The 14,219-nt window shown below is 46.7% G+C and carries 14 protein-coding genes and 1 pseudogene; 4 read left to right on the forward strand and 11 right to left on the reverse strand.

Annotated elements, in window-relative coordinates; genetic code table 11:
- Positions 1-19 precede the first annotated feature (19 nt).
- The 6 genes from AC0LWE_RS03355 to AC0LWE_RS03380 form a co-directional block, all read right to left on the reverse strand.
- Positions 20-400: a hypothetical protein gene (locus tag AC0LWE_RS03355; RefSeq protein WP_219346624.1), complete on the reverse strand. Its 381-nt coding sequence runs from the start codon at positions 398-400 to the stop codon at positions 20-22.
- 50 nt (positions 401-450) lie between these two features.
- Positions 451-891 (reverse strand): hypothetical protein, encoded by a 441-nt coding sequence (locus tag AC0LWE_RS03360; protein WP_059178776.1) that lies wholly within the window; start codon positions 889-891, stop codon positions 451-453.
- 190 nt (positions 892-1,081) lie between these two features.
- Positions 1,082-2,278: a fimbrial protein gene (locus tag AC0LWE_RS03365; protein ID WP_219346625.1), complete on the reverse strand. Its 1,197-nt coding sequence runs from the start codon at positions 2,276-2,278 to the stop codon at positions 1,082-1,084.
- An 8-nt stretch (positions 2,279-2,286) separates the two neighbouring features.
- Positions 2,287-4,860, reverse strand: coding sequence for a fimbria/pilus outer membrane usher protein (locus tag AC0LWE_RS03370; RefSeq protein WP_219346626.1), 2,574 nt, complete (start codon positions 4,858-4,860; stop codon positions 2,287-2,289).
- Between the two features lie 15 nt (positions 4,861-4,875).
- A complete protein-coding gene (locus AC0LWE_RS03375; RefSeq protein ID WP_059178773.1) occupies positions 4,876-5,598 on the reverse strand; it encodes a fimbria/pilus periplasmic chaperone in 723 nt (240 codons plus the stop codon).
- Between the two features lie 45 nt (positions 5,599-5,643).
- Positions 5,644-6,222, reverse strand: a complete 579-nt coding sequence (locus AC0LWE_RS03380; protein WP_202693497.1) for a fimbrial protein — start codon at positions 6,220-6,222, stop codon at positions 5,644-5,646.
- 861 nt (positions 6,223-7,083) lie between these two features.
- Between AC0LWE_RS03380 and AC0LWE_RS03385 the strand changes: the two genes are divergently transcribed.
- On the forward strand, positions 7,084-7,452 hold the full coding sequence (locus AC0LWE_RS03385) for a helix-turn-helix domain-containing protein (RefSeq protein ID WP_202666831.1): 369 nt from the start codon (positions 7,084-7,086) through the stop codon (positions 7,450-7,452).
- 238 nt (positions 7,453-7,690) lie between these two features.
- Here AC0LWE_RS03385 and AC0LWE_RS03390 read toward each other — a convergent pair.
- Positions 7,691-7,849: pseudogene (locus AC0LWE_RS03390) on the reverse strand (Y-family DNA polymerase); the annotation flags it as partial.
- Positions 7,833-8,267 carry a translesion error-prone DNA polymerase V autoproteolytic subunit gene (umuD, locus tag AC0LWE_RS03395; RefSeq protein WP_202665444.1) on the reverse strand — a complete coding sequence of 145 codons (435 nt, stop codon included), beginning with the start codon at positions 8,265-8,267 and terminating at the stop codon, positions 7,833-7,835. The pseudogene AC0LWE_RS03390 and the gene umuD, both read right to left, overlap by 17 nt.
- A 357-nt stretch (positions 8,268-8,624) precedes the next feature.
- Here umuD and AC0LWE_RS03400 point away from each other — a divergent pair, with 357 nt between their 5' ends.
- Positions 8,625-9,143 (forward strand): DinB family protein, encoded by a 519-nt coding sequence (locus tag AC0LWE_RS03400; protein WP_234593206.1) that lies wholly within the window; start codon positions 8,625-8,627, stop codon positions 9,141-9,143.
- A 143-nt stretch (positions 9,144-9,286) separates the two neighbouring features.
- On the opposite strand, the gene AC0LWE_RS03405 is transcribed toward AC0LWE_RS03400, so the two are convergent.
- Together AC0LWE_RS03405 and AC0LWE_RS03410 are read right to left on the reverse strand one after the other, a co-directional pair.
- Entirely contained in the window at positions 9,287-9,739 is a 453-nt protein-coding gene (locus AC0LWE_RS03405) for a GNAT family N-acetyltransferase (protein WP_202693501.1), read from the reverse strand.
- 59 nt (positions 9,740-9,798) lie between these two features.
- Complete coding sequence (locus AC0LWE_RS03410; protein ID WP_202693502.1) at positions 9,799-10,701, reverse strand: LysR family transcriptional regulator; 903 nt, start codon at positions 10,699-10,701, stop codon at positions 9,799-9,801.
- Positions 10,702-10,838: 137 nt separating this feature from the next.
- Here AC0LWE_RS03410 and AC0LWE_RS03415 point away from each other — a divergent pair, with 137 nt between their 5' ends.
- Positions 10,839-11,585, forward strand: coding sequence for an SDR family oxidoreductase (locus AC0LWE_RS03415; protein ID WP_219346628.1), 747 nt, complete (start codon positions 10,839-10,841; stop codon positions 11,583-11,585).
- A gap of 80 nt (positions 11,586-11,665) precedes the next feature.
- Positions 11,666-12,340, forward strand: coding sequence for a glutathione S-transferase family protein (locus tag AC0LWE_RS03420; protein ID WP_219346629.1), 675 nt, complete (start codon positions 11,666-11,668; stop codon positions 12,338-12,340).
- A 339-nt stretch (positions 12,341-12,679) separates the two neighbouring features.
- On the opposite strand, the gene AC0LWE_RS03425 is transcribed toward AC0LWE_RS03420, so the two are convergent.
- Positions 12,680-14,041 (reverse strand): YncE family protein, encoded by a 1,362-nt coding sequence (locus tag AC0LWE_RS03425; RefSeq protein WP_202666837.1) that lies wholly within the window; start codon positions 14,039-14,041, stop codon positions 12,680-12,682.
- Positions 14,042-14,219 lie beyond the last annotated feature (178 nt).

The following is a 14,219-nucleotide window of genomic DNA, read 5'->3' on the forward strand; positions in this document are numbered from 1 at the left end:
GCCGGTAAAGGCATTGCCATCAATGGGTGTGAGCGTTCAATTCACTGACATAAACGGATTGTGAAGTGCCACAATGTACCGGTTTATCAGGTTCAGTCTCTGCTTGTGACAGATAATCACCCCAGGCAAGTTGGATCCCATAGCCCGTCGCACCGGTTCCGCCGAGAGCGATAATGCCTCTTCTTGTATCAACAATGGCGGTGTAGGGTAAAATAGCCAGTTTCACTCGCCCATTTTGCGGGTTGTTTGGTGACGTCTCTGGGCCAGGGCCAAATGGCGACTGTCCGGCGTTATTCATCGCCGTGACGCCCCCGTAGCCATGGGCATCCGGACAAATTAATCTGAAACTGGCATCTTTCCATGATGAACTTTGGTCATTGACACCCAGATGCTCACCCATGTTAACAACGACATCACTGCCCTGTATTTCACAAGTTCCTGGTTTAAAAATTAACGTGGCATGTAATTTTCGGGAACTCGCAATGTAATATTGTCCATTTGCATAGATCCTGTCGGTGCTGCCATCGGCGCTAATAAAAGTATATGGGGATTGTTCAATACCTGCCCAACAACAGGACCGTTTACCGACAATACCCCGGACTGCATAGGAATATCACCCGGGATTTTCCGGAATTTAATTTTTCCCATTATATATTCACCCGTATGGGCACTAACCCAGCCACTCATGGCTAAGCTGGGAAACACGGGGAGCGAGGTGGCTATATCAGTACTAAAGACAGACATCCCAATACCTGGAATATCTGTCGGATAGATGCGATCGCCAGCGATGGTATTTACTGGCAGCAGCCCCTGATCCAGGATGGTTTCATAGAGATAAATGCTCCTGTCGCAGGTAGCGAGGTCTTGCCCCAGCGTGACGTTATCCTGCATATAGATAACCGTATAATCAGGTATAGCCGAACCCAGGGTGATATTCACTCCGGAAGGGGTTAATTCAAGCGTGCAGTTAATACTTGCCCATGGATCATTTGATTAGGTACAGGATATGTCTTTAGAAAATGCATCTGGCACCCGCAAGCATAATGCCAGGAAAATGAGGCTACATTTTCGTATAAAGAGATCATTCATAGTTCGCTATCACCTGTACCACGGCGTTAGCAGGGCCTGGAGCCGTTTCTCCGGTGGTGCGAATATAACGAGCCGCCATTTTGATCGTATTATCTGTCCCGCTAAAGGCGTTCCCGCCGATGGGCGTATCGCCTGCGCCGAAGCTCGAGTTAAGCGAGTTGGCATCGACATAGCTGTTTAACACGACAGGGTTTACAGGTTCGACGTCGTTTTGGCTACTGAAGTCGCCCCATGCTAACTGAATGCCGTAGCCTTGCGCACCCGTGCCATCGAGGGCAATGATGCCTTTATTGGCGTCAATGACTTCGGTGTAAGGAGCAATACTAATTACGACGCGCCCATTTTTTTTATTATTAGCAGTGGTACTCGCGTTAGGAGAAAGAGAATAAGGGTTGTCATAGGGATCGCTTGATGATGCGCTCCCATTATATCCCATGCCGTCAGGACACACTAATTTAAAACTTGCATCTTTCCAGTCAGAATGACTACCCGCGCCACCATAGTCACCCATATTTACTTTGACATTATCACCTTCAACATTACAGGTTCCTGGTTGAAACATCATTGTCAACTTTAATATTCTGGAACTGCTGATATAAGCCTTTCCGTCATTCGTTATTCTATCCGGTGCAGAACTCGTGAAGTTAGCACCGTTATTCATATATACAATGGCAGCATCGGGGCCGGTAACAGTAATAGGCCCTTTGTTCATGGGTATCTCTCCGGGAATTTTCCAAAACTTTATTCTCGCCCAAAAGCCATAGCCTACATCCCCCCGAGTATAGTAAACAACCGATGGGTATACCTTCACAGCACCATTACTAACAGCGGTAGCTTCGATTGATATACCGACACCAGGAACATCAGTACTATAAATAACATCGCTTCCTTGTTGGCCCACTGCTTGAGCTGAACTAAGAAGGGTATAGTACAAGTTATGGTCGCCATCGCAAGTGCTTGCAGACATACCAATGTTTGCCTCGGCAGTATAAAGGATGGTCCAGTCAGGAATGTTTCCACCCAGTGTCATTGTTATGTTAGATGCCTGCAGTTCAAAATCACTATGAATTGCAGACCATTGGTCAAAATGATTTTCCGCTGACGTAGCCGGTTCGCAGTTAGTTGCATTCGCACATTCAGAAAAAAGAGAGAAACAAAAAAGGAAAATAATTAACTTTAAAAAAGACATGATCATACCTATTGGCAAACACTGATAAAGTGCTGGATAGTGTTTTTATCCTTTCCAGCGGATGCAGTCGGGTTTAACTGATAAGCCACCTGACATTGGCTCTGTTCGGCCTCACCCCATTTGATGGTCAACGTCCCTTTATCTTTGCTCACTTTGGTATAAATAACCCCACCCTGCGACACCGCACCAATATGGGTATTCTCATCGTCAAAAATATCCGCCCCGAACGGTAAGGGCTCACCTTTCCAGGTTGACGTAATGAGCAGCGGTGTACCGGTATGGGTTTTAAATTCCACTTTTACGACGGAGCCAGCACGTGGAACCACTTCCTGAGCCGTTTTTTCAAACTCTACGCCTAAGTCTGAACCTTCCGGGTTAACGGCCACCCGGTTTTGCTGATAAGGCACGAGGGAGGGAGACAACGCATAGCCTGATGAATCTACAGTGGCGCCCGCATAGCCCGACACTTTGGCCCCTTCGGCGCCTTTGGCTTCAATCAGGGCATAGTTATCGCTGTTGTACGGCGAGAACGTCACCCCGCCTGAGTGTGCAACAACCCCACCAGACATCCCAACGGCAGTGCTGCTATAGCCGTTTCCGGTGCTGTAACTCCCATTGACCGTCGCCTTACTCCCTTCCCAGGAACCACTGACACTGCCGGAGCTACCAGAATAGTTATCGTGTGAACCGCTCACGTTATAGTTGTACTGATTATCACCGCCAAATGAGCCGGACAGGTTCGCCTGCTCGCCACGGCCGCCATCGCTGTCCTGGTTATAACGCATGCTGACATACGGCGTCGCACCACCATGACCTGGCCACAACGGCATTGACAGGGTCAGATACCAGGTTGTTTGGTCCTGGCCATTGCCCGCTTTGTTCCGACTGGCATTGATACTGTAATTAAGCCATTTGTAGCTGTTGGAGTACCCCACCTGATACTGGGTGTTATAGCCCGTACCGTTATTCCAATAGTCCTGCATGGAAGCACTGACATAAAGATTGCCAAGATTAAGGGGTAATCCCTGATTAAGGCTTATTGAAAACTGATTTTTTGAACGCCATACGGTATTCGGATCGTCATCATGACTGATCGCATCGCGAGTCTGAGTGGCGGTTTGTAAATCCATATAGCCGGAGCTGGAGTAGCGATAGGCTGCAATCGTTATGTTACTATTCGTTTCGTTGATCAGTTTGCTGTAACTTAAACGATAGCTTTGTCCGCTTAATTCCCCGATCTCTCCTCCCAGATGACTTCTTGATTGCGTCACGTCTGCGCTCACGGCCCCAGCCGGCGTTCCAACAGCTAAACCAATCAGCCCGGCCTGATAATTCTGGCTGTATTGCGCACCCGTATAAGCGGTCAGGATATTGGTTAACCCACGCATGAAGGTTGTCTCGTAAAACATCGGTTTTTCGGACGAGCTGTAATCCCGCAGCTTTCCCGCTGTGGCAGTGAACTGCTGTGCTCCCGGACGCAGTGATTGCGCCAGGGAAGAATATGGGATGGTGTATTGCTGAGAGCTGCCATCCGCTTCTTCGATTGTGACCTCCAGGTCACCACCGTAACCGGTAGGCCCAAGATCATCGATCAGGAAAGCACCTGGCGAAACAGTAGTCTGATAGAGAATATTCCCCGACTGGCGTACAGTGACCTTAGCGTTTGTTTTGGCGATTCCTCTAATTTCAGGAGCATAACCTCGCTGAGAGGCGGGTAACATACGGTCGTCGCTCGCCAGTTGTGCACCGGTATAGGACACGGAATTAAACATTTGACCTGAGGTGTAATATTGCCCCAGATAAAGATGACCTCGAACAAACTCAGTATCTCTTTGCACATAGGTATTTGTGCTTTGGTAGTCGCCACCCGTAGATTGATCCCAGTTAAAAGAGCCACTGTGACGAAAATACCATTTCCCAATATTTAATCCCGCATTGAGGGATGAATAGAAAGTACGAGACGTTTCAGCATCACTGTAACGCGACTCATATCCGTTCATGTAATAACCGAGCATGAGCGCAGGGATGCCGCTGTCCCAAAGCGCCGGGTCTATATTACCTCGTGCGATATGCTGCAAATAAATCTGAGGAACCTCAATACTGAGCTGCTGTTTATCTGCATCAAAATTAACTGTAGCGTCCGGAAGCAGACTAGCGAGATCGGTGCATACAGCCAACTCAGTCAACCCTTTTCGCGCGGAAAAAGGTATTTTTTCAATATTTAAATTAATCAACTTAATCATATCAGGAGTCAAACAGGGGGCGACTTTGTGTTCCTCATCTTCTTTAAATGTTACCTCTTCGTGTGACACCAGATTGTCGTTAACAAGGATGTCAATACGATATTTCCCCGGCGTTGCATTCGAACCATAGGTAAAACGGCTGACATCGATTTGATTCTTCCCTTCCTGCCGTAACAGGCCAGTATCAAATTCTGCAGCACTACCTGTAGATGAGGAATTGGTTTCTTTCTCTGTAGATTTATTTGGCTCATTTGCACTGACTCCGAACGGAGCAGAAACAATAAAAGTTATAAAGCAAGAAAAACAGAAAAAAGAAAAGAAACCGCTATTTTTAAACATTGTCGCCCCATAACATTAATTTTTCGCTTTATGACTAATGAGTGCTCCATAGTCATTAATGGTATTAAACGATAAACCGTCTATATTCCCAGAGTTCTTTAATGTGAACTGTTTCGACCCACCGGGTGCTATCATTGAGCCCTTTGATTCAGAAGACACGCCGTTGAATTTATACTTAACATCAAAAATCGTAACGTTGTATTTAGAACTGTTTTGCACCGAGACGTTTTGACCATTCAGTCGCCAGTGCAATTCGTCAGGAGCATCATTACTGTTACCCGGTAGTCCCTCAGGACGATAAAACAATTTAATTCTTGTACGAAAAACAACATTCAACTTTTGCTGTGCGTCAGCACTGCTTTTATCTTTCGCAGGAACTTCAAGAACGTTAAGCCAGTACACAGATTCCTTGTCCGCTGGTAAGGCTGGGGTACCCGTATAACTGATACGAATCGTTTGTCCCTGATTTGGGTCAACACGGTTAATCGGCGGCGTCAAAACGAACGGGACCGAGATTTTCTCAGGTGTTGTATTTTCATTGCCAGTATCAATCCAGCTCTGGATTAATACTGGCCTTTGATTCTTATTCGTCAGACTAATAGTGACTTCTTTCTTATCTCCCTGATAAATGACTCTGGTTCCATCCATGACAATACTTGCATAGATTGATTGGCTTGTTACCATGCCAATACTGAGCACGAGGAATATGCCCCCACTCTTTTTACTGAAAAAACTCATATGTAGGATACCTAATATTTGATCAGGGAAATAATTGACGATTTATTATTGATACATCAACTCATAGTCCACAGTACTGGTGACGGCTCCGCCAGTGGCACCACCCAAGGATGAAAAATACTCTACAAAATAGAGCATTTTTGTGTCACCCGCTTCATCAGTGCTGATATCTGTAAATGCGGTCGTACTAGACTGGTTTGGGTCATTAACCTTAATAACCTCACGGCCTGAATCAAGCAGTCTAAATTGCACATTACTTGCAGCGCCTGTAGACGCTGTGTTATTCAGATATCCCTGATTATCACCGTTAGTACTCTTAAAGTTGGCGGCTATTTTTGTTTTAGCAGGTGTCCCCAGGGTACAATTTTTTGCAACAATATAGAATGGTTCTTGCCCGGCTGATGAATTAGCAGCGGTCAGCGTTGTTTTTGACACTTCATCAAGCGTGATTGCCCCGGTACCCGCTGTACCAACTTCAGCACCTTTATATTCAAGTGATACGTCGCATGTCGCGTCTGTAATTTTACCGTTAAAGGTAATAGTGTTTGTTGCCGCCGCATAGGGCATGGTGGCCAAGTTTAAGGTCAAAAACAGTCCAGCGGAAAACACTGTGATTACTTTCATTCAAATCTCCATTAACTTTCTGATGGTTGCAGATATTTACTATTTACTTTCTCAGATAGCGATATTGTTACCTGCGTAAATAATTAAACGGTTTCATTACCAATTTTGGTGGAGTCATTATCAATCGAGTCGATAGTTTCGTCTCTTTTTATTCAGTCCAAATATGTACGGAGTGATGATCATAGCTGTTTCATTTTTGATCTATACTCTTCTTGTATCCACATCGGAAAGTTTAAAAATGTATACTTTTCAGAGAGTTAACATTACAGCCCATGGGGCTAACAAAAATGCTATCGTTCTGCGCTCGGATAGGGATTTTGAAAAGTGATATCAGGAACAGTTTGATTTCAGTATCTTTCCAAAAAAAGGTGCAGAGGAGGTGATGGATGAAGAGCGGCCCGAATACTATCCCTGCATCCCTCTGATACTGAAGGGTGGAAATGGAGTGGTTTTTCTGGGAGAAGATCTTGTTCAACTCTGGCTTAGTAAGCTATACACAATAAAAATTGTCCCGCTTTGAAACCATCGAAGCGGTACATTCAATCTGATTAATACTATCTGGGAAAAATCATGAGCAACAATGTAGACATTCAGAGAGCTCATATACATGAGGCCGAACGCCTTGATTCGACCTATCTTACTGAGCTGATGGAGACACTGGCTCCCTTTCTAAACTACAATACTTACCCGGTAGGGAAACGCATCAGTTTCAGTGCGAACAATCAGGCAGACTGTTATTTCATTCTCTAGGGCAGCATAGAGATAAACCGACAACCTTATGATATCCTTATTGAAATTTTTTTAGCTCCATCGTTAAGAGGGATTGTTCCTGTCCACAAAACCTCTCAGTCCGGGTTTACGATGCGGATACTTGAAACTGCTGAGATAGCCATTATAGACAAAGAGCAGCTGTATTCGCTTCTCACCGAGCATAATCTGTGGAGACCCTATGCCATGCACCTTCAATTAGTCGCTAGTCTGGGATCTGAAGTATTAATGAAGCTCGTTACCCCTTCTGTCTTCGAACGTGTTCGTTATCAACTCTATGAACTGATGAGTAAACCTCAATCGATAAGAAAATCGGTTACAGCGGAAAATTATATTCGTAGTAAAACCCGTCTCTCGCGCTCAGGCATTATGAACGCTCTCTCCGAGTTAAGGAAAGGTGGTTACATCACCATCGAGGATGGACACCTAATTGATATTAAACATATTCCAGCTCGCTTTTAGACTACACTTGATCACTTTGTATACTTGATGATCAGGCGATAATAATGACATGAAGCTTAAGTAAATGTACCAACTCTATCGCGAACAGGGTCTATTCACTGTGCTTCAATCGCCTCCGGGGCTACATGGCAAAGCCAGTAATGAGAAATGAGGTGGATAGCCCGCTTAACTCCCAATTGATGCTCTAAAAACTGATATGCAATTCGTATAAGCAATCCCTGCCAACGATGAGTATCCCCTTTGCTAGTTTGACTTTTAATTCCACATAATCTTCTGAACGAGAGATAATGCAGCCATCGTTATTCGAAACCACGTCCACCGGTTTGCCCTGAAGATGCGGTCGAAATACCGTTTCACAGCTGGTGTAGAAGCTGTTGACATCAACTAGCGCGAACATATTTGTGCGATTTTAGCGTGTGAGTCACCACGCCGAAGATTTGCAGCTCTTCGTCGGCGTCAAAAATGATGGGAGAAAAGCGCGGGTTACGCGGAACAAGCTGCAAAATCGGACGAACGCGCAGCTCTTTCACCGTAAATTCCCCGGCGACGGCGGCCACAACGATATCGCCGTGTTCAGGCGTTAAAGAGCGATCCACCACCAGCAAATCACCGTCAGTAATTCCTGCCCCAATCATGGACTCCCCGCTAACCCGGATAAAATACGTGGCGCTGGGATGCTTAATCACCAGTTTATTAAGATCGATACGATCTTCTACGTAGTCCTGAGCGGGACTGGGAAAGCCACACGACACGCGCTCCAGGAAGAGAGGTAACTCAATGAGGGTGTTGAGATCGCACGAAAAAAGATGACTCATAATTGCTCACCTGCAGATAACTGTATATAAATACAGTGTTATGAGTTTTAGGTAGGGATCAAGGCACTTTTGTGACGGTCGCCCAAACGCGTTGAAGTTTGTGGGAATTTAGTTTGCAGAGTGGGACGAGTGACCAGGGTAATGCCCCCCTTGATTAAGGATAGCGTTGCATCGACCCATTGAACTCACAGCTCAAAGTGGACCTGCACACCCACTCTCCGGTCGTCCTCATGCCAGGAACGGACATTACTGAGTCCGCACAGCGTTGACTAAAAGGGAACGGGTCAACGTATCTTTATTGTGCTGCTAAATGCGCAACTATAATTAAAACGGTTGTTCATTTAAATGGATGAAGTTATGAGTTCACTCAACATGCATTTCAACATTCTAGCCGGCTACAACGCCTGGGCGAATGAACGGTTATATTCCAGCGTTGGAAAGATTGGAGAAGATGCTTACCGTAAAAACTGCGGCGCTTTTTTTGGGTCTATCGAGGCGACGTTGAATCACCTGCTAGTGACGGACAGGATATGGAGACATCGTTTAAACGCATTACCTGAAACAGGGCATCGACTGGACCAGATACTGTTCGACAATGATTTTCCCGGTCTGGAAATGGCGCGAAGAGAAGAAGATAAAAAGATCGTAGATTTTATCATGGGATTATCAGAAACCGATTTAGCTGGCATAGTCTCCTACCGGCGGGCTTCAACACCAGAACTTAAGCAGCAGGTCATCTGGTCTGCTCTGGCTCACTGGTTTAATCATCAAACCCATCACAGAGGGCAGGTCCATGCAATGCTGACCCGGGTATCTGGGGAGGCACCCGAACTGGACTTGCTGATATATCAAAGGCAGCTAAACGATAAATATTAGTTTGGCGATTGCCCTGCTCCCTGCCGATCGGTATACCGTGATGGTAGTATTGTTTTGCCAACTTCCGCTCTTCGCTCACACTGGACCTGGCCGTCTTGCTTCTGTCTGCTCCGTGCTGTGAGTTCAACCGATGGATACAACAATTAGCACAATGCTTTTGATAAACAGACGGCCTCTGTCCGACCTATGTATGGGCCATAATTCTCAATACGGACATACCCATTTTGTTCGTAAAAATTGACGGCCCTAATATTGATATGTCGTGTTTCCAACCTAAGTTCGTTATATCCCATCTCTATTGCCGATGTTTCCAGATAAGCAAGTAATGTTTTGCCAATGCCTGGCACGCTACGGTCTGAAAACATTCTTTTTAGCTCAGCTATATTTTGCGTTAATGGCCTTACAGCACCACATCCTATCACTTCGCCATACGTATTTTTTGCCAATACCCACAATGCGTTGTCATCATTCATTGCATCAACGTTGAAATTGCTTTTGCCGTTATCACCCGTAATAGCGGCAAGCTCCGCTGACAGCATTTCGATTAAGCGATGGGAATCTGAAGAAAATGGATCTGATTTCTCTATGGTGATCATGGCTATATCCTATTCACTGTATTAATTATTGGGAAGCATGTCGGTTCGTTATTTCAGGCTCATTTCATTGCGTTGTAAACTTTGAAGCCGGGATTTTTTTCAAAAATATCGGCAACAAAATCCATGAATACAATCGCCCGTTTTGGTAAAAGGCGATTAGCAACATAAACGGCTTGAATGGGAACAGGTGATGCCGTGTAGTCAGTCAGTAATAATTGTAAGTTGCCATTTTCCAGCCCCTCTTCGAACAGCCATTCTGGGCCTTGTGCGATCCCAATCCCTGCATTGACAAATTTCTGTACTGCTTCGGGTGAATTGACCCTGAGCCGACCAGAAACAGGAACATTGATATCCTGAAATCTCCAGGTCGCGCCCGTTGTTAGCAAGGTATAGATCAAACAATCATGTTTTTTTAAATCCTCTGGTGTATTAGGGATTCCGTGTTTAGCTAAGTACTTGTTACTGGCAACACAAACTCGCTCATACATGCCAAGTCTGCGGGCACGCATAGCACTGTCCTCCAGGTGTCCAATGCGGATTGCCAGCTCAGCCCCTTCATCAATGAGATTGATATAGCGGTCATTAATCTGAAGATCGAGTGTTAGCTCAGGGTAGCGTTCTAAAAAATCGGGGATGTGCGGGACTAAGAATGTGTGTGCCAATGCTGTGGGGCAAGCAACGCGTAATAGCCCTGTGGGTGTTACATTTTCCCTGAAAGAAGACTCGGACTCTTCGACGGCTTCCAGAATACGTCTTGCTTCCAGATAATAACGTTCTCCTTCAGGCGTCAGTGAAAGCTTGCGGGTTGTTCTGTGAAGTAACCGAGTCTGCAAATGCTCTTCGAGGGCTGCAACATGACGGCTCACGTTCGGTTGCCCTAAGCCCAAACCCCTGCCGGCAGCCGAAAAGCTGCCAGTTTCAGCGGTACGGACAAAGCATGTCATCAAAAGTAATCTATCCATCCTAAGACCCATTTATGCTTTTAATGCATGAAAGATATTTAAAAATACCATCTTATCACTATCTGAGCATGAGCATAGAGTGGCTATCAAATCGGTCATTCACCGGTCAGGAGTAAAAACTAACAGGAGATTTTTATATGGCTAGATTACAAGGTAAACGCGCACTGATCACGGGAGGTACAAGTGGTATTGGTCTTGAAACGGCGAAGCTGTTTGTTGCGGAAGGTGCACGCGTAATTGTTACGGGTGTTAACCCTGATTCTGTCGCAAAAGCTAAAGTAGAACTGGGTAATGATGTGTTAGTCGTGCGTGCTGATTCCGCTGATGTGAGCGCACAAAAAGCTCTGGCTCAGACAGTTCAGGAACACTTTGGACAACTGGATATCGCTTTCCTGAATGCGGGTATATCACTGTATATGCCAATTGAGGCATGGACAGAAGAGCAGTTCGATCGCATTTATGATATCAACGTTAAAGGTCCTTACTTCCTCATGCAGGCGCTTCTGCCAGTGTTCGCAAGCTCTGCATCAGTGGTCTTTAATACCTCTATAAATGCTCACACGGGACCCGTGAACTCTTCAGTTTATGGCTCAACCAAAGCAGCGTTACTGAACATGTCGAAAACACTTTCTAACGAGTTACTTTCTCGTGGGATCCGTATCAACGCAGTAAGTCCTGGCCCTGTTGATACACCGCTTTACGATAAGGCGGGGATCCCCGTGGAATATCACGATCAAGTGATGAAAGATATCGTTGCAACCATTCCAGCAGGTCGTTTTGGTAAGCCTCAGGAAGTCGCACAAGCGGTACTTTACTTTGCATCTGATGCATCTGCCTGGACCGTGGGTTCAGAAATCATCATCGACGGCGGCGTTTCAATCTAAGCTACCAAAATAAGATTTACCCTTCATCAAGCCCGCCACCTTTTTATAACGGCGGGCTATCATTTTATCTGGAGTTTGAGATGTCTACCCATGGTCTGACGCTGATTAGCCACCCACTATGTCCCTTTGTGCAGCGCTCAGCGATAGTTCTGCTTGAGAAAAATGTGCCATTTGAACGCGTAAATGTAGACTTATCGGCGAAACCGGACTGGTTTCTTGCTCTGTCACCCACTGGCAAGGTGCCGCTGCTTAAAGTGCATCAGGCGAATGGCGAAGATGCGCTTATTTTCGAGAGCATGGTGATCTGCGAGTACCTGAATGAAACGCAAGACGGTGATTCGATGTATGCTGACGATGCATTAGTAAGAGCCAGACAGCGCGCATGGATCGCGTTTTCTACCTCAATGCTAGGAAATGCATGGCAATTTTTAAACGCGACCGATCGGGCCATTGCAGACAGCAAACGCGCGTTGTTCCGTGTGCAGCTTGAACGTATCGAAGCTGAATTGAGTGTGGGACCTTATTTCTCTGGTGCCGAATTCAGTATGGTTGATGCGGTCTACGCCCCTATTTTCCGTTACTTCTCCATTATCGATGCATCAGTCTCTGAGGCGATTTTTGATGGACTTCCGCGTACTTCCTTATGGAAAGCTGCACTGGAAAAAAGGGAAAGCGTGAAAGCCGCTGTATCATCAGATTATGCAGAACTTTTCCAACATCATCTTCGTCAGCATTCTGCAATTCTCGCTGCTTGACGATATTCACTGGGAAATGGTGCCCTATTCCCCGCCGATTAAAACACGGCAATGTTCGCAATTCCTCTACCAACTGAGAGAACCATTTTGAACTTCCGCTCCTCGCTCACAGCAGCGCCTGGAAACTGGCGTACAGGCGGCATCGTGCAGCAGACCTAGCAACGCGGCGTATTTATTGAAAATGGGTGCTGATTGATCGCTATGGACGTCAGGCTGTTTCGAGTAGGAGGATGTGAATACCGGTCAGATATGCCGAGAATATACCCCCATCCCATAGGCGGCTGGGGGTTAAGAATGCCGGGCAGACCTGCCCGCGAATAACGTAGCGGACTCAATCCGTTATTTTTTCGGGGTGATTTTCGTCACTGAACCTGTTTGCGTTTTATCCCCGGTAGTTCCATACATAGACACGAGATAAACGGCACCATCAGGCGCAGCGGTCAGGTGGTTTGGCGTATCATCCATCGGGATATTCGCGACCAGTTTACCGTCCTTGTTCAGAACAGCAACAGTTCCGCCTGCACGCGTGGCGGCGAAAACCTGCGACGTCACAGGATCCCAAACGACAGATACCCCCCCGGCACCAATGTAAGTATCCGCGAGAACCTTGCCGTCCGCATCAAGAACCACAACATTGTTTGTCTCCTGGGAAACGACGTAAAGACGGCCGGTCTTCGGATCGCGTGCGATGTCGGTTGCGCCTTGCGCCTGAGGTATTTTCACCGTTGTACTCTTGCCCGTTTTGAGATCAATCCAGCCCACCCAAGGCGTATCGCGGCTGACGCCGTAGAGTTTCCCACCGGCGCTATCCAGGGCAAGATCTGTGCTGTAAAACGGGTCGCGGCCACGGTTCGTCACGAATTCCATCTGACCGATATGTTCCAGCGTTTTGGTATCATATACCTCGATAAAACCGGTCAGCGCTGCGCTGACATAAGCCCGATTGTGGGCTTCATCAATAATCACATCGCGCGGATGTACGACCGACCCCTCCGGGAAAACTTTTACAACGGAAAGGTTTTTTGCATCATAAACAGTCACTGTTTCAGCAAGCGTGTTGGTCGTCCAGACTTGATGATGGACATTATCAACACCGATGCCGAAGACGCCAATCTGCTCACCCTTTTTGTCTTTAGGCAGCATAGCCTCCGCTTCGACAGCCAGCGTTCCGGCGTTGAGTCTCATCAGACGGCTACCATCCTTCGGGCCGCGTGCAGAGGTCACGAACAGCTTCCCGTCCGCCGAAACTGCCGACTGGTAAGCCCGCTCACCGACGGGAAGGGTTTGCAGCCTGAAAGCCTCAGTGTTTTTCGGGGGAATAATTTGGGACAATTTCAACATGACCTGCGAAACGCTCGCGGGATTTTGCGTAATAACGGTGAGGGGATGAAGGCCTGTAGCGGCATCGGCCGGAACGGTTAGCGGAATAGTGAGGTTTCCCTTCTCGTCGGCGGTCAGTGGTTTCGGTGTCAGGACTTCAGCACCATTCAGCATAGTGACGGTTGCGCCCGTCTGCAGGCTCTTAATGGTTATAACCGTTTTATCGCCAGGCTTAACAGGAATGTCCCGTGACCCGGCACGGATACTGCCAGGGAACGTCGTGGTAGCAGCTTCCCATTGGCTATCGGCGTATGCCGTTGTAGCGGTTGACATCACAATGGTGGAGGCCAACAGCACTGAACGGACTGAAATTCTTCTCATCTTATCTCCATAAATTGTATTGATTCTGCATCTCAACGCAGCCACAGGATATTTCCACGCGCTAACTCTTATCTTCCGCCCTGAGAAATATCTCCTGCGATAAGCGCATTCAACATACCACATCAATGTAAATAATTATCATTACTGTTTTGAGTGGTATCTTAAAATGCTGCGCTTT

It is taken from the genome of Lelliottia sp. RD5, assembly GCF_056032945.1.